We start from the raw sequence: 22,524 nt of genomic DNA, 5'->3' as shown, positions 1-22,524 counted from the left end.
TGATACATCGTTGCCGCGTAAAAAAATTCCGCCGATGCCGGGTTGATTTATGCAGCGGTGACGATCTTCATTGATTGATCCAAGGCCTGATATTTCGCCCACCGCGGCTGTAATCCGCTAAGCCAAAGCCCCGCGCGTTGAGCCGTCGGACAAGCATGTGTCAGCCAAGGCGCCGGGGCCATCGGGTGAACACCTGAAGTCCTGACCGGTTTAACGTACCCGTTCAGATCATCGCGCCGAAAATAACAAGGCCAATACCCAGCGCACTTTGCTTGAGAAACAAGCGCACGCATTCACAGCGTGGAAACACATAAACGCTGTCAAATGCGAATTTGCGTCAATCTATCAAGCGCCTTGCAGATGGCTTGACCCTGCGTTGCAACTTTTCAATTATTTTCAGGCGCCCTGCCCGGCTCTTGCCGCCGCCAGAAAGTGCGCAACAAGTTGGATACAAGAGGGATTGTCATTACTTTCATGGAGAAACCGGTTATAAGGAGCACCACAACCCATTCTGACTGGCTGCCGCTAGGTAGCACGGACGTACAGTGGGAAGATGCAACGCCTGTTCACGGGGCGTGAACATAGGCTTTCCGGGTTGTAGTGAATTCATGAATAAACCAGCTTCACTCATATGCGCCCCTAAACACGTCGGCTCCAGGCACGCCCATGATCACTTCGAGGTCAGCGCCGAGCCGGTTGCCAACCAACTGCTGGCCTGGCGTGATCGGGTCGGACACGTCATCGACGTCCTGCCTACATCCCACGCAACCACCACGCCCTTCAACGCGAGCATTGACCGCTACAAATTGGGTGATCGCGTCTTCACCGACTGCTCAAGCGACGCCTTGTTGCTCGACCGTTCGATTGCGCGCATCTCTACCGACAAGGTCCGGGACTATGTTTTCCAGGTCTTCACCCAAGGCGCAATGGAGTCCATTCGAGGCGGCCCCCAGGAACATGGCGTGTCCGCCAGGGCGAGCATCGTTGCCATGGACATGAACCAGCCGATCAAAATGAGCCGGGGGCGTTGCCGCGTATTGACCTTCTTTGTCTCGCGCCCGGTGGTGGAAGCGGCGCTGCCGCATGCCGAGTCGATCCACGGGCGTGTCTTCGAGAATACGACGCCTATGACCCAATTGATGATCGAGCACGTCGAGGCGTTTTCCAGAAAACTGCCGGTTATCAGCAGCGCCGAGGCCGCGTCGACATTCGATACCGCCGTTCAACTCATGCTCGCAGCCTTCTCGAAACAGGCCAAGCTGGGTGGGCACGTGCGGGCGGCGGCGCGCAGTGCGATGTTCGATAAAGCCAGGCGTTATGTGCAGAACAACCTGTATCAACCCTGGCTGACGCCAGAGTACGTGCTGATGGCCATGCAACTGCCTCGTGCCACGCTCTACCGTCTGTTCCAGCATGAAGGAGGGTTGGGTCGTTACATCCTCAACTGCCGTCTGCGTGAAGCCGCGGACGAACTGGTGCGCTATCCGGACCGCCAGGTGATTGAGATCGCCTACAGCCTGGGCTTTAACAGCGCATCGGCGTTTACCCGCGCGTTTCGTCGTCGCTATGACCTGGCGCCGCAGGATCATCGCCTGATGGCGGCACAGCGAATGGGCAACGCTATGCCGGGGCACCGTAACGTCGCTGGCCGAATTGATCAGTGAGCCGGCTGCCGCGCTGGAAATTTCACCAGTGCGAACAGGCTGACCAATAGCGCGCCCAGCAGATACCAGGAAGGCGCCATTGCGTTCTGGGTAACACCGATCAACCACGTCACAAAAAACGGGCAGAACGCCCCGAAGATCGTCACGCCGAAACTGTAGACCATCGACATCCCCGTGGCCCGGTGATGCGCCGGAAAAGCCTCCATGATCATGACGGTAGCGACGCCGTTGTTGCCCATCGCGACAGCCGAATAGATGCCGATGATCAGCAAGGAAGCCAGCTCGCCGACCCCATGGGTCAAGGCCAGGAACACCGGATAGACCAACAGGATGCTGAGGATCATCGTCACGTATTGGGTCGGCTTGCGTCGCGGCAGCCGGTCGGCGAACCGCGCAAACAATGGCGCGGCAATGAACAGCATCGCACTGGAAAAGCACGCCGAAAGCAAGCTCATGCTCGGCGACAGGCCTAACGTGCGAACCAGATAGGTCGGCATGTAGAGCACCATCAGGTAGATGCTTGCGGTGGGGGTTGCCATCATCAAGATCCCCAGCAATAGCTGGGGGCGGTGGTTTTTCAGCAAGACACGCAGCGACGGCGACTGGATACCACGCCGTGTTGTCTCCACCATATTGCGCCGAATGAACCACCCAAACGGCGCAATCAAAAGCCCAAGCACGAAAGGAATACGCCAGCCCCAGGCCAGCAACTGTTCGGGGGTCAGCAATGCGGTCGTGGTGGCACCGACAACCGCTCCCACCAAAACCGCGGCCGCCTGGCTGGCAGAACGCCAACTGACCAGATAGCAGCGTTGATTGCGCGCCGCCAGCTCCATCAGCACCACGGACGACACGCCGATCTCCCCTCCGGTCGCGAACCCCTGCAGCAACCGCGAGAGCACCAGCAACACCGTTGCGGTGACGCCGATCGATGCATGCGTCGGCATGAACGCGATCAAGGCGGTACCGGCTGCCATCAATAGATTGGTGACATTCAAGCCGGCTTTTCGCCCTTTGCGGTCGGCGAGGTTGCCGATCACGATTGCGCCCAGCGGGCGCATCGCGAAACCGATGCCAAACGTCAACAATGCCATCAGCAACGAGGCGAACGAACTGTCCGATGGGAAAAACAGCTTGCCGATGATCACGGCAGAAAAGCTGTATACCGTGAAGTCGTAGATCACCAGGCCATTGCCAACGACTGTCGCGACTATCACCTTCTTCGATTGCCTGAAGGTCACCGGACAATCGCCAGATTCAAGATAAGACATTTAGGCCGAGGTCCCGTCGAGTCAATCAAAGCGCGCTGGGTAGCGAACACGTGGGCCCAAAAGGCCCCTCATGGGTACGTTGGGCGCTAACAGCTCGATCGACGGGCTATTAATTTGTAGTAGCGTCCTGGCGGGAGCATCCTACGGAACAATATCAGGCTTGTATGTACCCCTTTTATAACGCCAGCAGGCGCGCACTCACTGCGGCTCCGCGCCGCAGGCTTCATGTCGGAAGATCACGAGCGCTCGCACTGATTGACCCGTTGAGCGCTTTTGACGATCGCCGAACCTATCAATCAGCCCGCCGCCCTTTCCCCCACACGGTGACGTGACACATTCAACGCCACCAACGACGCCAGGATCGCCATCACCATCCCCGCAAGAAACCCACCGCTATACCCCGCCTGCGCAGTCAACCCCACCAGCAAGGTCGAAGACAGCATTTCCCCCAGATCACGCGTGCTTTGCACGGCGGTCATGTCCGTACCGGCCTGGTCGCTTTGCGCGGCGAAGGCCATGGAGGCAGTCATGATCACCACCGAGGTGGCACCGGTCGCGAACGAGCCCAGGCCCACGGCCAACCAGATCAGTCCGGTTTGCGTGGCAAGCATGCCGTTGGCTTGCAGCAGCCAGGTCAACGCGGCAGCGCCGGCCATGCCCACCGCCAGGATGAACGTCGGCCACAGCCCCAACACCCGGATCAACCACGCACCACCGCCGCAGCCGAGGACGATGGTGACCACGCCGCCGCTCATGCCCAGTTGGCCGATAGCCTGCAAGGACCAACCGGCGTCATTCAGGAACAGCTTTGACAAACCAAAACCCGACACTGACGTCATGGCCGACAACAAGGCCAGCACCACCAGCGCCAGCGCCTTCGGCCGCTTGATAAACCGCCATAATGAGGCATGCGCCACATCTGGCTGTTTTTCCTTGGCCGGTGCCACGTGCAGCCAGCCGACGCACACCAGACTCAACAACGGCACCAAAGCCAGCAGACTGAACGCGCTGGTTTGCCCCAGGTAACCGCTAAGCAGCAAGGTGCCGGCGCCGCCAACGAAGAAGCCGACCATGGTGCCGCCCACTTGGATGGCGTTAATCCGCGCGAGCATGTTGCCGCTAAAGTACTCGGCCGCCATGCCGTCGGTGGCGATGTCCTGGGTGGCGCTGGCCAGCGAGGCAACAATCAGCAGGCCCACGGCGATGCCTGCCGTCTCGACGCGCAGGCCGATGCTCGCCAGGCAGGCAATGCACAGCAGCACCAGTATCTGCATGGGAATGATCCAACTGCGGCGCCGTCCCAGGCGTGGGCTCCAATGGTTATCCACCTGGGGCGCCCAGAGGAACTTGACCACCCACGGTATCCCCACCAACGGCAGGAAGGCCAAGGCGTGGAGCGCCGCGCCGTCATGACGCAGCAGGGTCGGCAAGGCGTCCATGGCGATGCCGAAGCAAATGCCTTGGGACAGGTACAACAGTGCAAAGGTCAGCACCATGCGCCAATGTTTCAACAGATCCAGCATTACAAGTCTCCCCTCAGGCAACATTGGCGGCGGCAGCCCGTGCCGCACGCGTAAAAGAAATCAGGCGCCGCAATGCCCACAGGGCACTGGCCGCGCACAGCAGCAACACAAGATCGATGGGCCACAGCGGCACGCTGCCTTGTTTCAGGCTGCCGGCCAGGTGCAGCAGCGCCGCCGCCAGGAAGCCCAGGCCCGTCACGGCCAGCAGCAGGTGCAGCGGTTGACGCCTGGGGGGCATCAGGCAGGCCAGCAGCAGGCTGGCAAGCCAACCGCCCCAGAACCACCACGCCAGGTTGGCACTGCCCAGCGCCCCCGCGCAGAGCAATACCGCCGTGGCCGCCAGCAACCCGCCACCGCCGCCGATCACCAGGCGCAGTAGCACCTGCCAACCGCCGCCGGCCTTGAGGCGCCGACGCTCCAGCCACAGGTACAAGCCGCTGAGCACCAACCCCGCCGCCGCCAACGCCATGCCGAAATGCACGGCACGCAGCAGTGACCCGCCAACAGGCACCCAGCGGTAGTCGGCAAAGTGCAGCGGCTGCACCGCAATAAACGCCTGCAACCACAGACCGCGCCCGCTGGCGCTGCTGGAGCCGACGGCGAGGCCGTCAGCGGCGCGATAGGCATGCCGTTCAAAGACGGCCGTACTGGGCAGGCCTTGTTGGATACCGCTCACTTCCACCCAGGCATCCGGCTCACCCCAGTGGTGCAAGGCGACGTTTTGAGCAGAGAACCCCGGATGGGCGACGGCGTCCTGGTGCAGCAACTGATCCAGGTCGACCGCCGGCGCCGAAGCCGTTGTTCGGCCGACCTGCGGCGGCGCCCCCAGCAACTGCATGAACGCTTGCTGCGGCGCGCCCGGGAACGCCTGCGCGGCAAGCCCCAAGGTGCCGAGCGCCCCCAGGCCGGACAACGCGCCAGTGATACCAAACAGCAGCAACCAGGGCCCGCACCAACGGCCGATCAGGCTGTGCAAGTCATGGGCGAACACCCGTGCCCCACGGTCGCGCCGCAGGCGCTTGAGGTCTTGCAGGCGCCCACTGTGTAATGCACTGCCTGCCCAGATCATCAGCAACAACACCACGCCCAACAAACTGATCAAAATCCGGCCGGGAAAACCGATGAACAGACTTTTGTGCAGGTTGAACAGGATATCGGCCGCGTTGCCTGACGCCAGCTCACGGCCATTGGAGGGGTCCAAGGCGACCGTGCAGTCCTTGGGCGATGCACACAACTCGACCACCGAGTGGCGGCTGTCCGGCAAACGAATGCGCAATTCACCGAGCGCCAGGCCGCGCTCGCGAGCGATAGCCGGCCATTGCGCGACCGGTAGCGCCGGCCCGTGAGCCAACGCCGCCGGGCCGCGAAACCAGGCGCGCAAGTCTTCATGGGCCATGCTCCACGCCCCCGTCAGCAGGATCACGAACAGCAGTACCCCAAACACCCCGCCTGCCCCGGCGTGTACACGCTGGACCAATGCCCTCGGTGCGCCCATCAGGTTCATCGCCAGGCTCCATCCCAAAGCAGCCAGGGCGTAAACAGCAGCAGCCAGACGCTGGAACGACACACCACGCGTTTGCGATCCGGCGCCAGCAGCGACCACAGCAGTACCGTCACCAGAAACCCCAAGCCCAGGAACACGCCGGCATACAGCCGCTCCAGCCCACCGCCCCACGGATAATGCCGCGCCAGCAGGACGGCCAGTTGCAGGCTGCTGAGCACACTGCCCGCCAGCGCCAGACAAATGCGCAGCGGCCAGGAACCGAGGGCCGGCGCGGCCATCAGAACGTACCTCGCAGGGTCAGATTGAGGCTGCGCGGTTCGCCATAGCGGTTGTTCCAATTGACGTTGGACAGGCTCTGGTAGTACTTGCGGTCCGCCAGGTTGTTGCCGTTGACCGCGGCAGTCCAATGCTCATCGATGCGGTAGGCGACCCGCGCATTGAGTAAGGCATAGCCGCCCTGCTCCAGGGTCACAGCGCCGGATTGGGTGGAGTAATCACTTTGCGCCTGCACGCCGGCACCGACGCTCCAGCGGCGGTCCTGCCACGGCAACTCGTACTGGGTCCACACCCGCGCCATGTGACGCGGCGTGAAGCTGGCATAGCGCTCACCCGAAGCGTTGGTGTCCTTGAGGTACTCGGTGCTGGTGTAGGTATAACCGGCGGAGACGTTCCATTCGGGGGTGATATAACCGCTGCTCTCCAGCTCGAAGCCCTGGCTGCGCACCTTGCCGCCGCTGATGTAATAGGTGGTCGGCCCCACACCCGGGTGGTCCGGATCGACCTGCGGATTGTTCTCCAGGTCGATACGGAACACCGCCAGCGACACATTCAAACGCCCGTCCGCCAACTCGCCCTTGATCCCGGTTTCATAGGTCTTGCCCTCCACCGGTTTGAGCAGGTCGCCGCTCCAGGTTTGCCCGGTCTGCGGCTGGTAGACCTCGGCGTAGCTGGCGTACCACGACCAGTTCTGCGCAAAGTCCCAGATCAAGCCGCCATACGGGGTTATTTCCCGGCCGGGGGTGAAGTGGCTGGTCGGCGCGTTCTGGTCCCACCAACTGGCCCGGCCGCCGATGACCAGGGTCAGCGGATCGAGCAGTTTGTAGCGGGTCAGCGCGTAGACGCCCTTGGAGGTGGTCGTCGTGGACCCGGGCGACGTGTAGGCGCCGATCCCGGGTTTGGGCACACTGCTCGGGTCCCAGCGATAGACATTCACCGGCACGTTGAGCGGCGTGGTGAACTGGGCGGTGCGCTGCTCGGTTTCGCCGTGGCTGTAGTTGGTGCCCAACAGCAACTCATGGCTGCGGCCAAACAACGAATACGGCCCATTGACCGAGGCATCCACGCTCTTTTGAGTGCTGCTGAATTTATACGCAGCGCCCATCAAGCGACCGCCATCGCCGGTGAGCGGGTCAATGGCGCCAAAAGCACCGGCATAGCGCAGGCTTGAGTCGGCATCCTGGTATTCGGCGGCGACCTTGGCTTTCCAGTCGTGATCCAATTGCTGCTCGAGAGAGCCGAACACCCGGCGCGTGGTCCACTTGAAGCGGTCCCAGTCCACGTCCAGATAGGTGGAGCGCGACAGGTTCAGGCTCGACCCGTCCTTGGCCATGGGCACGCCGGCCATGTTGGTCACCGAGTCGATGGTCTGGTATTGCGCGCCCAGGGTCAGCAGGGTGTCGGGGCTCAGGTCGAATTCGGTGATGCCGTAGAGCAACTGGGTGTCTTGCTTGCCGACATCGTAGAAGTAGTCGCGATCCTCGTAGGCCGCCACCACACGCCCACGCACGTTGCCAGTCTGGGTCAGCGGCCCGCCGACATCCACTTCGCCACGGTAACGGTCCCAGGTGCCGCCGCTGAGGGTGGTGCTGGCGGCGAATGCCTTTTGTGGGCGCTTGCGCACCAGGTTGACCGTGGCCGCCGGGTTACCGCTGCCGTGCAGCAAACCATTGGAGCCACGCAGGATTTCGACGCGCTCATACACCGCCATGTCCTGAGGCGAACCGGCGGTTTCACCGAGCATCGCCGGCACGCCATCCAGTTCGAAAGAGTTGATCTTGAAGCCACGCACGTAGTACGCGGTGGTCAGCAACTGGAACGGCTGCACCGTCACGCCAGTGGCCTGCTGCATCACTTCATCGAGGCTGAACAGGTTTTGCTGCTCGATGCGCTCATGGTCGATGACGCTCACCGACTGCGGCGTTTCCCGCAGTTTGAGCGGTAGCTTGCCGATGGTGGTCACGCCGGGCGGGGTCACCTCGCCCGAGGTGTCGTCACCCGCGACCTTGATGTCAGGCAATTGCACGGTCGCAATCGCCTGTGCCAACGGGCTCAGGCCCAGCACCAGCACCATCCCAAGTTGCGCCCCATTACGTTGGAAACCCCGCCCCGCCTTTGTTGCTCCCCGGTGTGACATTGCCCAGCCTCTTTATCGATAATAATTCGCATTAGTATCGTTTAAACGAACGCTGCGACTTTTCGATTAAGGGACTTTTTCAATGGCTGCCCGGCAGGTTTTGCTCGACGAACTGCGCATACCAGCGGTGCGTGGCCAGCAACTGCTCATGACTGCCGCAGCCACTGACGCTGCCGCCTTCCAGCACCAGGATCTGATCGGCACCGCGCACCAACATCGGGTTGTGCGACACCAACACCACGGTGCGCCTGCCATGCAGCGCCTGCAGGCTGCGATTGACCCGTGCTTCGCAGCGCGCATCGAGGCTGGCGGTGGGTTCGTCAAGCAACAGGATCGGCGCCGGGGACAGCAGCGCGCGCGCCAGGCCGACCCGTTGCCGCTGGCCGCCCGAGAGTAATGCGCCGCCCGGCCCCACCTCACTGTGCCAACCCTGCGGCAGGCTGCTGAGCACCTCATCCAATGCAGCATCCTTGGCGGCGTGTTGCAGTTGCGCAGGCGTGGCTTGCGGCCGGGCCATGCTGACATTCCACAGCAGGCTGCCGGCAAACAGCCCGCTGTTCTGGAACACTTGCGTGAGGTGGTTGGCCAAGGTGTGTTCGCTTAGCTGGCGAATGTCCACCTGGCCGAGTCGTACTGCGCCGGTCTGCGGGTCCATGCCACGCCCCAGCAAGGCCAGCAGAGTACTTTTACCCGCGCCCGACGGACCGACAATCGCCGTGAACGTTCCCGGCGCGCAATGGATGTCCACATCCTTGAGCAACTGCTCGCCGCCTTCGCCGCAGATATTCAAGCCTTGCCCTTGCAAACTTGCATCCTGAGGCTGCTCTCCGGGGTGCGGGCTGTGCAGCGTCGGCATGGCCAACACCGCGAGCACTTGAGATAACGCCTGCCACGCCATACGCAAAGCCTGGTCCAGATAAGCCAGTTGCGACAGCGGTTCGATGAAGCGCACCAGCAACACCAACACCGCCACCAACAGCGCGCCGGATAGCTGCCCCGCCGCCACCGCCAGCACACCACCTGCCAACACCAGCGAAAACACCACCTGCACCGCCGCCGCAAAGCCAAGCCCGCTGGGCAGCGCGCGGCGGTTGAGACGGTGCGTGGCCTGGTGTTGCTCGTGCAAGGCCTGACGCAACGCCAACTGGCCCTGGCTGGCATCACCGGCGCTGCGGATCAAGGCCTGTTGCTGCGCGAATGTCTGCAACAGCTGCCCGGCGCGACGGTCGACTTGCTGGCGCAGTTGCTCCAGCGCCAGGCTACGTCGCCCGGCCCAACGCAGCAGGGCGAACAACGGCAGATAAGCCAGGGCCAACGCCAGCGCCAAACGCGGTTCAATAAAGATCAGCCCCAGCACCACCATCGTCGGCGTCACCAGCGCCGTTACCAGCGGCGCCAGCAAGTGCGCCGGGATGCCCATGCTGTTGAACACCGGCCCGCGCACCAAGTCTTCCAACTGGCCCTGACGCGCCAATGGCAAGCGCGGCAGCTGTTGCACCAGTTGCGAGACCAGGCCGGCCGCCAACCCGGCTCCCGCCAGATAACCACGGCGCTGGGCAACGTAGCTGACCAAGGCCTGCAGCAACGTCAGCCCCAGCAACAGCAGCACACTTGGCTGCACACTCTGTTGATCGAACCAGGCCAGTATCAGCGGCACCAGCGCCAAACCCGCCAAGCCATCCAGCACGGCGGCCAGTAGCATCCACCCCAGGGCGCCGCGCAGTACGCGCCGGGCCTGGTCGGGCAAATGACGCAACGGCGAAAGTACACTCATGACACGAACTCCAGTTGATCGGCCGTCGACATTTGCTCGTTCCACAGCTGGCGGTACAGACCGTCCACGGCCAACAACTGTGCATGACATCCGCGCTGCACAATGCGCCCTTCGCAGAGCACCAGGATCTGCTCGGCATGGGCGATGGTTTCCAGGCGATGGGCGATGATCAGCCGCGTGCGCCCGGCCGCGTCGTCACGCAGTGCAGTACGCAAGGCGCGCTCGGTCTGCGGGTCGGTGGCGGAGGTGGGTTCGTCGAGCAACATGATCGGCGCACGCGACAGCAGCGCCCGCGCAATCGCCAGGCGCTGCAATTCGCCGCCGGACAGCCGCACATCATCGTCCACCACGCTGGCGTAGCCCTTGGGCAACCCCATGATCCAGTCGTCCAGGCAGGCCGCCTTGGCCGCGGCGCGAATCTGTTTTTCACTGGCGTGCGGCTGATACAGGGCGATGTTTTGCGCCAGTGACAGGCGCAATGCCCCCGCCTGCTGAAACACCAGCGCCAGATGCTGCTGCAATTGGCGGCTGGCGATCTGCCGAACATCCACCCCGCCCACGCGCACATGCCCGCTGTCGACGTCCATAAAGCGGGCGATCAAACCGGCCAAGGTGCTTTTCCCCGCGCCGGACGGCCCCACCAGCGCGGTGGTAGTGCCCGGCTCCAGGCGCAGGTTGATCGCCTTCAGTACCGTGACATCACCCTGGGAGAAGCTCACATCGAGCATCTCCACGCTGGCGTCCCGAGGCGATTGCGGTGCGTCGGGCTCGATCAACGGCGGTGTACTCAACACCTCCTGTAGGCGCCGGGCACTTGCGCGCGCGTTGTTCAGCGCATCAAAGCCGTGCCCCAGCGCCAATACCGGCGCTGCCATGGCGCGCACCAGCAGCAAAAAACCGCACACCTGCACGGCGCCCACTTCGCTCACGCCGATAAATAGTGTGCCGAGTACCACCCAGGCCAACAGCCACGGTGCGCTGAGCAGGACCTGGATCAGCGCAGCAAGATGGCCGGCGCGACTCACCCAATGGCTGAAGCGCTGATCAAACTGCTGCACCGCCTCTTGCACACGGCGATGAATGCCCGCGCTGGGAAATTGCCGGACCAGGCCCAGGTTGCTGGCGAACTGGCTGTAGTCGCTGAACAACCGCTGGATTGCGCCATTGCGCTGGGCTACGTCCTCGCGGTAATGCGCCGAGCCCAGGCGCCAATAGCCCAACACGCCCAATGCCAACGGCAGCAGGCACCAGAGCGCCAGGGCACTGTTGCTCCACAGCAGGTAGGCCAGGGTGGCCATGGGAATCAACAGCAGGTTGACCAGGTCGGTCGGCGCATGGCCCACCAGTTGGTGCAAGGCCCGCACATCCTGCTCGGCGTAACGGGTGACGCCCTCGGGCCCCAGCCGTGCAAACCAGCCCAAGGGCAAGCGTTGCAGATGCTCGGCCAGGCGCACGCGCAGACGGTCACACAGGTCGGCGTCCACCTGATGGGTCAGGTGCAAGGCCAGGGTCTGGCCGCACAACCACAGCGCTGACGCCACCACCGCCACCACCACCCAGTTCAGTGCCGAAGACGCCAGCGGCGGCGCCTGGCGCAAGCTGTCCGCCAGTTGCGCCAAGGCTATCAGCGGCAGCAGCGAGCAGATCCCAGCGACGGCCTGCAACGCGATCGCCGCCCCTAAGCGCGCACGGAAAGGACGCAGCATTTCGCTCAAGTGGCTCATCGGACGTGCTCCAATGCCTGGGCCAGGCCGGCCGCCGGTAACGTCAGCGACGGCTGCAGCGGGAACCCGAGCGCCGCCGTCACCTGTTGCCATAACCTCACCACTTCCAGGCTGCGCTGTTGCAGGCGCGCCAGCCCCACCCCCGTGATCAGCGGTTGCAATGCACTGGCCGCAGCTGTCGGCCAGACGCGGCGGTAAACCTGCGCCCAATCCGTCGCCGCGGCCTCCAACACTTCGGCGCACGGCAGCGACTCATCGGCCTGCGGCCCAAACAGGTCGAACACCCCGTCGGCATCTTGCACCGGCGCACGCACGGCCGGCAGCCACAGCAACGGTCCGTGGGGCGAGGCCAACAGCAACGTGCCGCTGTCAGTGGCGATGCTGATGCGCTGCAACCTCTGCATGCGCCCGTCATCATTGGCGGCCAACTCATTGAGCACGCGCAACGACACCGGCACTTGCGCCATGACCAGGCTGATATCCCGCCAGGCCGACAGCGCCGGTGCCACGCAGTCCACCGACCATGGGCCTACCGACTCCAACACTGCCGCCAGCACATCGAGGGTCGCGTAACTCACCTGCACCGCGCAGTCGGCGTCGATATGGCGAATGCCCTGTTGACGATGCAGCTGTCGCGCCAGCTCGATGAACCGCGCCACGCACGGCAACTGCGGGTAGAAACTGTTGAGCAGGCAGCGCCGATGCAGGCGCGCCGCCGTGCTCAGCAAGTCTTGCAGTTCCTGGGGCAGCAACGGGTGCTCGATCAACACATCAATGCCCCTCTCCATCAGCGCTTGCGCCAAGGCGGGGCCCTGTTCGCCCCTTGCTGCGCCGCCCACCGCTACGCAAGCCAGTTGTGTGTCGGCGGGTACGTGGGCCAAGGCCTCGAAACACGGCACTTCGAGATAGCGAGCCAGTGCGCGGGAGCGACGACTGCCCTGCCCCAGCACCCCGACCAGTTCCAGGTGCTCGGCCGCAGCCACACCAACGGCGTAGAACTGGCCGAAGCGCGAGCCCACCACCAGGGTTTTCACAGGCATAGTCATGGGCGTTCCTCCAGCAAGTAACGACTCAGCCCGGCGTTCAAGCACTCGAAGTGATTGCCGCGCAGGGTCTGCACAGTCAGCGGCGCCAACGACGCCGCCTGCCACCAGGCTTGCAGAGCGGCCTGGTGATCAGGGATCAACGGGTTGGCGACACTCGGCACAAACAGGCGGATGGCGCCCACATACGGCGCGCCATCACTGTAGTGACTGGCGCGCACGGAATGAGCGAACACCCGGAACAACTGCTCATCGGCAATGCCCTTGGCCGCCGCCAATACGCGGGATCTGAGCGCGGTGGCGTCCAGATCCAGGTGTTTGTCGAGCAACTGTTCAGCCGCCGGCAACCCCAGCGCAACGGTGTCCAGCCCCAGGGTGCCGGCGAAGCTGTAGAGCATCTGCACTTCATCCTCCACCAGGTACGGAATGCGGTAGCTCGATACGATGTCCACCCGACGCACCTCGGCGCCCAATTGCAGCAGGGCCTTGGCCAGCTCCAGCGTTACCAACCCGCCGGAGCAGTAGCCCAGCAAGTCGAAGCGGCGCCGGCCGCTGTCCCACAGCGCCTGGGCATAGCGTTTGCCGAGGGTGGCGTTGATATGCTCCGGCGGCAGGCTCAGGTAATCGTCGCTGTCATGCACCGCCAACCCCAGCAACGGGCCGCTGCCGGCCAGTTCGGCGATCAACCCGCGATACGGCAGCAGCGTGCCGAGCCCTTCATGCACCAGCACTCGCGCGGTGCCTTCACCCACGGCCAGTTCCGTCAGCGCATCCACCCGCCCGCGCCCACCCAGCGGCGCACGGCGGGTGTCCAAGCAGGGCACCACTGCGGGGGCTTCACTGCTCGACTCACTGCGCAAGCGCTGGGCCAGGCCTTCCGGGGTCGGCTGGCTGAGAGCCCAGCGCAACAGGCGGTCGAAGGGTTGCGCACGGGCCAATGGCTCTTGCTCGCGCAAGCCGGCGATCAATTGCGCGATCAGCAGCGAGTCACCACCGGCGCCGAAGAAATCCTGATCCGCCGACACCCCACTGCAATCGAGTACTCGCTCCCAATGCGCGATCAAGCGCTGCACCAGCTCATCCGCCACTTCCGTGCGCGCACGGCGTGCCGGTTCGAGCTGGCGTTGCTCGGCTTGGGTGGTCAGCGCGCGGCGGTCAATCTTGCCATTGGCGGTGACCGGCAAGCGGTCGAGTATCCGCACCTGCGCCGGCACCATATAACGCGGCACGCGCTCGGCGATGAAGGCCAGCAACGTCTCCTGGCTCAGTAATGGCCGGTCGGTTTTCACGCGTGCGACCAACAGGTCGTAGCCCAGCAGGTGCAGCACACTGTCGGCCGATGCCAGCGATTCGGCCTGGTCGCCGGCCTCGCTGTTCAGCCACGCCAGCCACTGGTCCGTATGCACAAACAGCTGCCCGGAGGTGGCGCGCACGTCCTGCGGCGTCTCCATCATCAGGCTTTGGCTGATGCTGATTTCGCGGTGTTCGCGGGTCAGTTCCTGGATCACCAGCCAGGCATCGGCTTGCAGTAATTGGCGTAACCCGGCGAGCAGGCGTGGTGTATCCAGGGCGTTGTTCAATGCGCCGGAGCTGAGCAGCAGGTCCAGGGACCCCGCGGCAAGCCCTTGTTCGCAGGCGGGTTTGTTCATGTCGAACGGCATGAAGCGCACCCACGGATACGCGGCAAAGCGTTCGCGCGCAGCGTTAAGGAAATAGCTCGACACGTCGGAAAACACATAGTCGATCTGCACCCCGTCCGCCACCAACGGCGCCAGCGCGGGGATGATCAACGCACTGGCGGCACCGGTGCCGGCGCCCACTTCCAGGATGCGCCAGCGGCGCTGGCTCTGGCGCGCAACGATCGCGCAAACCGCCTCGGCCATGGCCCGATGCAGCACTTGGGCATGCTGGCCACGGCTGTACATCGCCTCGGCAATATGTGCCGAGCCCTGCGGGAACATCAGGCTTGCCGGGCTCAGGCGCCCGTCCAATTGCTCGGCCAGGCGGGTCGCGCTGGTGCGCAGGTAATCGACCAATTCCAGCGGCCAAAGACCGCTCGGCGCCAGGCGGGCGAACTGTGTCCAGGCATCGTCCTGACTCAGGTCAGCCGTGCTGACCTGGCAGCGCCAACCGTCATTGTCCGCACACAGGTAGCCGCTGTCGGTCAACAACGTCAGCCAATGCCGCAACAGGCGATGCTGACCCGCGTCGAGTTGCAAGGCCTGGCACAGCGAGTCGAATGCCACGGACTGCCCCGGGATCAGCAAGCCACTACCGCCCAACCAGTGCAGCAACGACACATCCGCCGCCCGATCCAGCGCCGCCAGTGCCGCTTCGATGGCGGCGCGCGGGCCGAAATCCGCGTGTTCAAGGGTGTGGCGTGCCTGGCGCAGGACTTCGCCCAACTGCGTGCTCAGGTGAGGCGCAGGTGCGTGGGTGTGCAGGGTGACGAAGCTGCACAGCGAACGTTCGTGACGCTCGCCGAGCAACACCGTGGTACTCGCGGCGATCTGCGGATGGGCCAGCCAGCCCGCGTCGATTTCCGCCAGTTCGATGCGGTGACCGCGAATCTTCACCTGGTCATCCTGGCGCCCAAGAAACTCGATCAAGCCTTCCGCGTCCAGGTAACGCCCCTGGTCACCCGTGCGGTACAGGCGACGCCCGCTGGCATGGGTGATGAACCGCTCGGCGCTGCGCTGCGGGTCTTCGGCATAACCCAGGGCCAGGCCGAGTCCGCCGATATGAATCTCACCACGCACGCCCACCGGGCACTGGCGGCCCAGCGCGTCGAGCACTTCCAGGGTCTGGTGCTTGAGGGCCCGGCCGTAGGGGATGCTCGGCAAGGCCGTATCTTCGGCACGAATGGGATGTTCCACCGACCAGATCGCGGCTTCGGTGGCGCCGCCCAGGCTGAACAACTGGCTTTCGGGCCAGCGTTGCCACCAGCGGGTCGGCAGCGTGGTGGGAATCCAGTCGCCGGACCACAGCACACAGCGCGGCCCGGGGATTGCGCCGGGCTCGGTCTCCAGGTAATCCACCAGCATCTGCCCCTGTGCGGGCACCGAGTTCCACAAGGTGATGCCGTGTTCCTGCATCAATTGCGCCCAGTGCGAAGGATCGGCGCCGCGCTCGGGGTCGGGCAGCACCACCTGCGCACCGACCGCCGTGGCGCCGAAGAAGTCATACACCGACAGGTCGAAACTCAACTCTGCCAGGCCCAACACGCGGTCATCGACGTTCACCGCGTAGCGCTGGTTGATGTCATCGAGGGTGTTGACCACCGCGCCATGGCTGAGCATTACGCCTTTGGGCGTGCCGGTGGAGCCTGAGGTGTAGATGATGTAGGCCAGGTCCGCGGCCTCTACCGCCAGCGGCTCACGGGGTGGCCAATGCGGGTCGGCGGCAAGCGTATCGATGGCGATGCGCGGAAGTTCAAGGGTGTCCGGCAGTGCCTGGGCTTGCAGGACAATCACCGCGGCAATCCCCGCGTCGCGCAGGATCGCCTCGCGGCGCAAGGCCGGTTGGCGGATGTCCACCGGCACATAGGCCGCGCCCATCTGGGTAATGCCCAGCACCGCCATCAGTTGCCAGGCGCTCTTGGGCAGCATCACCGCCACCCGCGCCCCCGGCTGCACGCCGAGCGCTTCAAGCGCCTTGCGCACCGCGGCGGCATGCTGGGCGACCTGGCGATAGCGGTAACGGCCGTCGCGGTCGCTGATCACGAGGGCATCCGGAGTTCGCCGCGCCTGTTGGGCGAAGCCGTCGGCGATATTGCGCGCTGGGGCGCTGGCGTGGATTGGCGGGTTTGCCTGCTGCGCGGGCAGCACGATATCGCCACGCGCTTGCCACAATTGCGGGTCGCAGGCCAAGCGTTGCAGCAAGTCGACGTAGGCTGCGAACATCTGCGCGGCCATGCCCTCGGGCAACACGCCGATGCGGACATCCCAGCCGATCTGCAAACCGCCGTATTGGTCGCTGACCTGGCAGTCGATCCACACTTGCGGGGTTTGGCTGATCATGTAGCTGGGCGGCTGCAACACACGCCCGGCATCGCCGAGCATGCGTTCGACGCTGCCGATGCCACTGGTGAACACCACTGGCATCAGGTCGGCGCCACGCCCTCGCACACGGGCCAGTTCGCGCAGTACCTCAACGCCGGTGAAGCGGCCGTGGTCGAGGTCATCGAACAGCTGCGCGCCGATACGCCGCGCACGCTGGACAAAACTGGCGCCCTCGGTGCCGTCCACCGCGAGCAGGCTCAGCGCGGTGAAGTCCCCCACGACCTGGTCCAATTGCGGGTGCAGGTTCGGCCGGTTGAGCACGGTGAGGTTCAGGCAAAAGTCCGGGCTTTGGCTCCAGCGCCCGATCACCTCGACAAACGCGGCCAGCGTCACGCCCGCCGCGCTGAGGCCTTGGGCGCTGGCAAGGGCGCACAGGGCGTTCCATTGCCCGCTGCTCAACACGCCATGGTGGTGGGCGAAACGCGTGGAGCCCAAGCCCGCGTGCTCGCTCAGCGGCAGGTCCGGACGCCCGGGCAGGCTGTCCAGGCGCGCCAGCCACCACGCCTTGTCGGCGTGCCAGGCGGTGCTGCCGCGCGCTTGCTGTTCGTGCTCGAGGTAGTCGCGAAAGGTCGCTTCCAGCGCCGGCCAGTGGCGCGTCGGTTCCAAGTAGCGCTGGGTGAGTTCTGCCAGCAGCAGTTGCAGGCTGGCGTAGTCGAACAAGGTGAAATCCACCGAACAATGCAGGATTGCCTGCTCGCGTCCCACGCTCAGTTCGGGCAGCAGGATCGGCCATTGATCGAGCGCATGGCAGGCATGGTCCAGGCGCTTGCGCGCGCTGTTCAGGTGCGCCTCGAACGCCTCGGGCGTGGCGTCGCGGCGGTCATGCACCGGCAACTGTTGCCATGGCACCTGGGCTTGCACACGTTGCTGATGGTTATCGACCACCGCGCGCAGCATCGGGTGACGTTGCACCACGGCGTTCCAGGCCTGTTCAAGGTGTCCGGTGTCGACGTTCGCCGGCCACGGGTATTCGACATACAAGTGGCAAGCGTTGCCGCCATAGTCAAAGGCCGGGTTGCGTCCCAGTACATAGGCGCCCTGTACCGCGCTCAAGGCGAAGGGTTGCAGCGCCTGCTCCGGCTGTGCGCGCCATTGTTGGGGCGCAAGATGCACCAGCAGCGCTGGCCGCTGGGCGCGAATACGCTCCGCCAGGGCAGAGTCCAATGCGCCTTGCGGCGCGCGAAAATGCAGCTTGCCGTCAGTCGCCCAGAGTTCGATCTGGCGTTCACGGCAGATATGCAGCACATCATCCAGGCTCATAACACGCCCTCCTCGATAGCCACTTCGCCGCTGCGCACCAACAGCGCGGCCATGCCTGCCAATGTCGGCTGCAGGTAGAAATCGCTCATGCGCAGGCTGGCGCCCAGTTGTTCACGCACGCTAGCCAGCAGCCGCGTCGCCAGTAGGCTGTCGCCGCCCAGGCTGAAAAAACTCGCCTGGGCGCTGCGCACCGGCCGTCCCAGGATGGCCTCCCAGCACGCCGCCAGGGGCTGTAGCTCGGCACTGAGTTCGCCGTCTTCGTTGTTTGCCGGTTGCCTGCGTTGCAACGCGTCGCTGAGGCTGGCGTGCAGGCGCGCGCGGTCGATCTTGCCGTTGGCATTCAGTGTCAGGCGCGGTACGGACCACAGATGTTCGGGCCGCATCGCCTGGGGCAAGCGTTGTTGCAGCCATTGGTCGAGGCTTTCAGCGGTCAGGGTTTCATCCGCCGCACGCGCACTCAACAGCAGCATCGCGGGGTTTTGCCACAGGCATTCCAGGTGGCGAAAACCGCTCTGGCCGAGCAGGTGCGCCAGTTCGGCAGCGTCAGGCAATACCGGTGCGCGCTCATCCAGCAGCGCCGCGCTGACCAGCCGCAACGGCGAGTCGCGCAGCAGGTCGGCCAGCAACAGGCGGCCTTGCGGCTTGAGCAGTGCCTGCGCCAGATTCAGCCCATCGCCGGGCTGAGCATAACTGTGCAAGGCCGCGAAGCTGATCACCACGTCGTACTGTGACCAGTGTTCAGCGGGCAGCAGGCCCTCCACCAGCAGTTGGCTCGCCACGCGCCGGCGCTTGCCCACGCTGGCCGCCAGCAGGCCGGGGCTGCTCTCGAACAAGGTCAGTTGCACGTCGCGCGAACTCGCATGGTTCAGCCATTGCTCCAGCAACTGCCCGCCGCGCACATCCAGCACCGCGACTTTCAGCGGTGTGCCGCTGTGTTGTTGGAGCGCCTGGCTCAGGGTGTCCAACACCTGGCGGCCCGCCGGCAGGTTCAACGCCATGGCCTGCGGTGCCAGCAACGGATCGAATAACACTTGCGAGGCGCCGCCTTCGGTGCGCAACAGCACCTGCAAGGCACCGACCATGCGGTGCAGATCCGCCTCGCGCCACCCCAAGTGCGCCAACGCGTCGTGCAGGCTGAGCGACTCGACATGCTCGGCCAGCCACTCGCGCCACGTGTCGAGCAGGACGCTGGGCGGCGGGTCTTGCAGCAGGCGGCGCAACAGCTGCGCGGTGACCTGGTGTTCTGCGGCCAAGGTGTCGTCGAGCATCGAGACGGCCGGCAACGCCTGCGCCGATGCAGATTCAGCGCTGATCACCACGGCCGCGCCGAGGCTGCCGTTCAACACGGCGGCACAGGCGCTTTCAACCCGTGGGTGGGCGGTGAGCGCCGCTTCGATTTCCCCCAGTTCGATACGCTGCCCGCGCAGCTTGACCTGCTGGTCCATGCGCCCGAGAAACTCAAGGGTGCCATCGGCCCAGAAGCGCCCGCGGTCGCCGGTGTGGTACCAACGCCCGTGCTCATCACTGCGAAAGCGCTGTGCGGTCAGCAGCGGGTCATTGCGATACCCCCGCGCCAGGCTTGCACCACCGATCAACAGTTGCCCGATCACCTGGTCCGGCACATCGCGCCCGGTGGCGTCCACCACCCGATACGCCTGGCCGGCCAAAGGCTTGCCATAGGGAATCGACGGCCAGTGGTCGGGGACCTCATCAATGCTTTGCAGGTTCGACCAGATACCCGCCTCGGTGGCGCCGCCCAGGCCATACACGCGGCACTGCGCGGTGGCGTGGCGCCGCAGGCGTGCGGCGAGGTCGAGGGCAATCCAGTCGCCCGACAGCAACACCGCCCGCAGGCTTCGGTAATCACAGGCATCGGCGCCGACGCCCAGGGCCATTTCCAGCAACGCCGGGGCCGAATTCCACAGGCTCACGCGGTGTTCGGCGATCAGTTGCGCCCAACGCGCCGCATCGCGGGTTTCTTCAGGTTGCAGCAGCACCAGGCGAGCGCCCTGCCCCAGCACGCCAAACAGGTCGTACACCGACAAGTCGAAATCCAGCGCCGACACGGCCAGCAGGCAATCATTCGGTGTGACCTGCAGTTCGGCCTGCACCGCGTCGATCGTGTTGATTGCGGCGCCATGGCAGACTTCAACACCTTTGGGAATGCCGGTAGAGCCCGAGGTGTAGATCACATACGCGCTGGCGCGCGACGATAGCGTTTTCGGCGCGGCCAATGGCGCGGACTGCTCAAGCACCGCCGGGTCAAGCCATTGCAGTGCGTTGCCCGGCGGCTGATCGGCAATCACTCGGGTGATGCCCGCAGCCGATTCGATCAGGCTGCGCCGCGCAACCGGCTGTGCGGTGTCCACCGGCACATAGCAACCACCGGCTGCCAGCACGCCGAATACCGCGGCGATCTGGCGAGGCCCACGCGGCAGGCAGACCTCCACGGCCTCGCCCTGACGCATGCCCGCCTCAAGCAAACCCGCCGCTATACGCAGGGCTTGGGTAGCCAGATCGTTATATGTCCAGCGTTGCGCGCCGCAGATCAGGGCGAGTGCGTCGGGTTGCCGGGCACTTTGACGAAAAAAGTCTTCAAGCAGGCCACGCCCCGGCGCCAACGCCGGCAGGCTGTTCTGCTGGTCGCGGCGCGCCTGTTGCGCCAGCGGCAACAACACCGGTTGCGGCTGGTTCCAGTCGCTGTCGGCGAGACGCTGCACCAGTTCGACATAGGCGCTGAACATCGCCTGCGGCACGCCTTGCGGGAACAGGTCGGCAACGCTGTCCCAGGCCAGCAGCACACCGTCCTCAAGCCGATACAGTTGGTGGTCGAGCCACACTTGCGGGGTTTGCGAGAGCATGTCGTGCAGGTCGCCAAACACCTCGCGAAAGCTGGCGGGGACAAAACCCGAATCGCTCAGGTTGCAGGAAAACACCACCGGCGCGGAACGCGGATGACCTTGGCGACGTGCCTCACGCAGCACTTCCAGCGCGGGAAACGCCGCGTGGTCGATGGTGGCGTGCAAGTCGCGCTGGTAGCGCCGGGCGCCTTCGGCAAACGGCAACTGCGGTGCGTCTTCACACGCCACCAGCAGCAAGGTGGTGAAGTCGGCGATCACCTGATCGATGGATGGCTGGTCATCGTGACGGTCGAACAACGGCACATTGAGCAGGAAGCTCGACTGTTCACTCCAGCGTGCCAACACCGCGTTGAATGCCGTGGCGAACACACTGGGCAACGTCAGGCCATGGGCCGTCGCCTGGCGTTGCAGGCGTTCGACTTCTGCGTGACTGAGTACGTAAGCCTGGCGGGTAAACCGTGGCGCACGGATCGATTCCGGGGCACAGGCCAGCGGCAGTGCGGGGCCGTCCGGCAACTGCGCAAGGCGTTGGCACCAATACTCACGATCTCGCGCATACGCCTCTGCGCGACGTTGGCGGCGCCGGCCCAGGTAGTCGGCAAACTGCACGTCCGGCGCGGGCGCAAGCGCGGCCGGCGCCTGATAGGCCTGGCCCAGTTGCGCCATCAACAGGCGCAAGCTTTCCACGTCAACCGCCAGCAGGTCGACACTCAACCACACACGATCACGGCCTTCGGGCAACTGCACCAGACCGACCAACAACACCTGGCCCGCGTCCACGGCCAGGCATTCATGCGATCGCCATTCACGCAGCGCGTGCCAGGCGTCTTGCGCAACCGCCTGAGTGTGGTGGCGCCAATCCTGATGGTCGAAAACCGGCAATTGCGTTGCGCCAAGAATGCGTTGGCGGCCGTCGTTGAAACTGGCACGCAACATCGGGTGACGCGCCTGCACGCACTTGACTGCCGCTTCCAGGCGTCGCGCATCGATGCCCTGGCAGTCGAATTCCAGCCATGCGTGGCAACTGATATTGCCCAGCACTTCGGCGGGCCCGCGCCCCAGCCAGTACGCCTGTTGCACCGCGCTGAGTTCAAAACTGTCGTCGGCTGCGCTCAACGGGGCGACATCAGCCACCTCCACACGTCGCACCACCTGGCCATGCAGCAGGCCAAGCCAGGCCGCGAGGCTGGGTTCGGCGCTGAGTTGGGCGAAGTCGACCCGCAACCCGTGGCTGCGCAGGCGCTCCTGCAAGTACATCAGGCGGATGGAATCCAACCCGCAGCCCAAGAGGTTTTCCTCATCGCCCAGGCTGTCGATTTCTTCCACGGTAGCGCCCAGCAACTGGGCAAGGTGTTCGATCAGCCATCTGCGCAGTGCGGTGGTGTCTGCTGTTGTCAGCTCGCTCATGAAAAGCTTCCTGTGACCC

Annotated in this window: 11 protein-coding genes; 1 reads left to right on the top strand and 10 read right to left on the bottom strand. The window is 64.5% G+C overall.

What is annotated here, in order from left to right; translation table 11 throughout:
* The first annotated feature begins 608 nt into the window (after positions 1 to 608).
* On the top strand, positions 609 to 1,664 hold the full coding sequence (locus C5F70_RS09700; protein ID WP_104903190.1) for a helix-turn-helix domain-containing protein: 1,056 nt from the start codon (positions 609 to 611) through the stop codon (positions 1,662 to 1,664).
* Here the strand turns inward: C5F70_RS09700 and C5F70_RS09695 are convergent.
* The 10 genes from C5F70_RS09695 to C5F70_RS09650 all read right to left on the bottom strand — a co-directional run bounded on the left by C5F70_RS09695 (position 1,658) and on the right by C5F70_RS09650 (position 22,505).
* Complete coding sequence (locus C5F70_RS09695) at positions 1,658 to 2,935, bottom strand: MFS transporter (RefSeq protein WP_026140300.1); 1,278 nt, start codon at positions 2,933 to 2,935, stop codon at positions 1,658 to 1,660. The two genes, C5F70_RS09700 and C5F70_RS09695, sit on opposite strands and share 7 nt — an antisense overlap.
* Positions 2,936 to 3,231: 296 nt before the next feature.
* Positions 3,232 to 4,458 carry a RhtX/FptX family siderophore transporter gene (locus tag C5F70_RS09690; RefSeq protein ID WP_017849093.1) on the bottom strand — a complete coding sequence of 409 codons (1,227 nt, stop codon included), beginning with the start codon at positions 4,456 to 4,458 and terminating at the stop codon, positions 3,232 to 3,234.
* Between the two features lie 13 nt (positions 4,459 to 4,471).
* Entirely contained in the window at positions 4,472 to 5,962 is a 1,491-nt protein-coding gene (locus C5F70_RS09685; protein WP_256588382.1) for a PepSY domain-containing protein, read from the bottom strand.
* Positions 5,959 to 6,240 (bottom strand): hypothetical protein, encoded by a 282-nt coding sequence (locus tag C5F70_RS09680; RefSeq protein WP_034097888.1) that lies wholly within the window; start codon positions 6,238 to 6,240, stop codon positions 5,959 to 5,961. The genes C5F70_RS09685 and C5F70_RS09680 overlap by 4 nt, the downstream gene beginning before the upstream one ends.
* Entirely contained in the window at positions 6,240 to 8,312 is a 2,073-nt protein-coding gene (locus C5F70_RS09675; RefSeq protein ID WP_017849090.1) for a TonB-dependent siderophore receptor, read from the bottom strand. Before C5F70_RS09675 ends, C5F70_RS09680 begins: the two co-directional genes overlap by 1 nt.
* Positions 8,313 to 8,454: 142 nt before the next feature.
* Positions 8,455 to 10,149: an ABC transporter ATP-binding protein gene (locus C5F70_RS09670; RefSeq protein ID WP_104903189.1), complete on the bottom strand. Its 1,695-nt coding sequence runs from the start codon at positions 10,147 to 10,149 to the stop codon at positions 8,455 to 8,457.
* Positions 10,146 to 11,873 carry an ABC transporter ATP-binding protein gene (locus tag C5F70_RS09665; RefSeq protein WP_104903188.1) on the bottom strand — a complete coding sequence of 576 codons (1,728 nt, stop codon included), beginning with the start codon at positions 11,871 to 11,873 and terminating at the stop codon, positions 10,146 to 10,148. Before C5F70_RS09665 ends, C5F70_RS09670 begins: the two co-directional genes overlap by 4 nt.
* Positions 11,870 to 12,919, bottom strand: coding sequence for a Gfo/Idh/MocA family oxidoreductase (locus C5F70_RS09660; RefSeq protein WP_104903187.1), 1,050 nt, complete (start codon positions 12,917 to 12,919; stop codon positions 11,870 to 11,872). The genes C5F70_RS09665 and C5F70_RS09660 overlap by 4 nt, the downstream gene beginning before the upstream one ends.
* A complete protein-coding gene (locus C5F70_RS09655; RefSeq protein ID WP_104903186.1) occupies positions 12,916 to 18,237 on the bottom strand; it encodes a non-ribosomal peptide synthetase in 5,322 nt (1,773 codons plus the stop codon). Before C5F70_RS09655 ends, C5F70_RS09660 begins: the two co-directional genes overlap by 4 nt.
* Positions 18,234 to 22,505: a non-ribosomal peptide synthetase gene (locus C5F70_RS09650; RefSeq protein ID WP_104903185.1), complete on the bottom strand. Its 4,272-nt coding sequence runs from the start codon at positions 22,503 to 22,505 to the stop codon at positions 18,234 to 18,236. The genes C5F70_RS09655 and C5F70_RS09650 overlap by 4 nt, the downstream gene beginning before the upstream one ends.
* Positions 22,506 to 22,524 lie beyond the last annotated feature (19 nt).

The sequence above is a fragment of the Pseudomonas sp. LH1G9 genome (genome assembly GCF_002949975.1).
GTDB classification, from domain to species: domain Bacteria; phylum Pseudomonadota; class Gammaproteobacteria; order Pseudomonadales; family Pseudomonadaceae; genus Aquipseudomonas; species Aquipseudomonas veronii.
The sequence above is the reverse complement of the archived record's forward strand: the minus strand, read 5'-3'. Positions and strand labels throughout refer to the sequence as shown.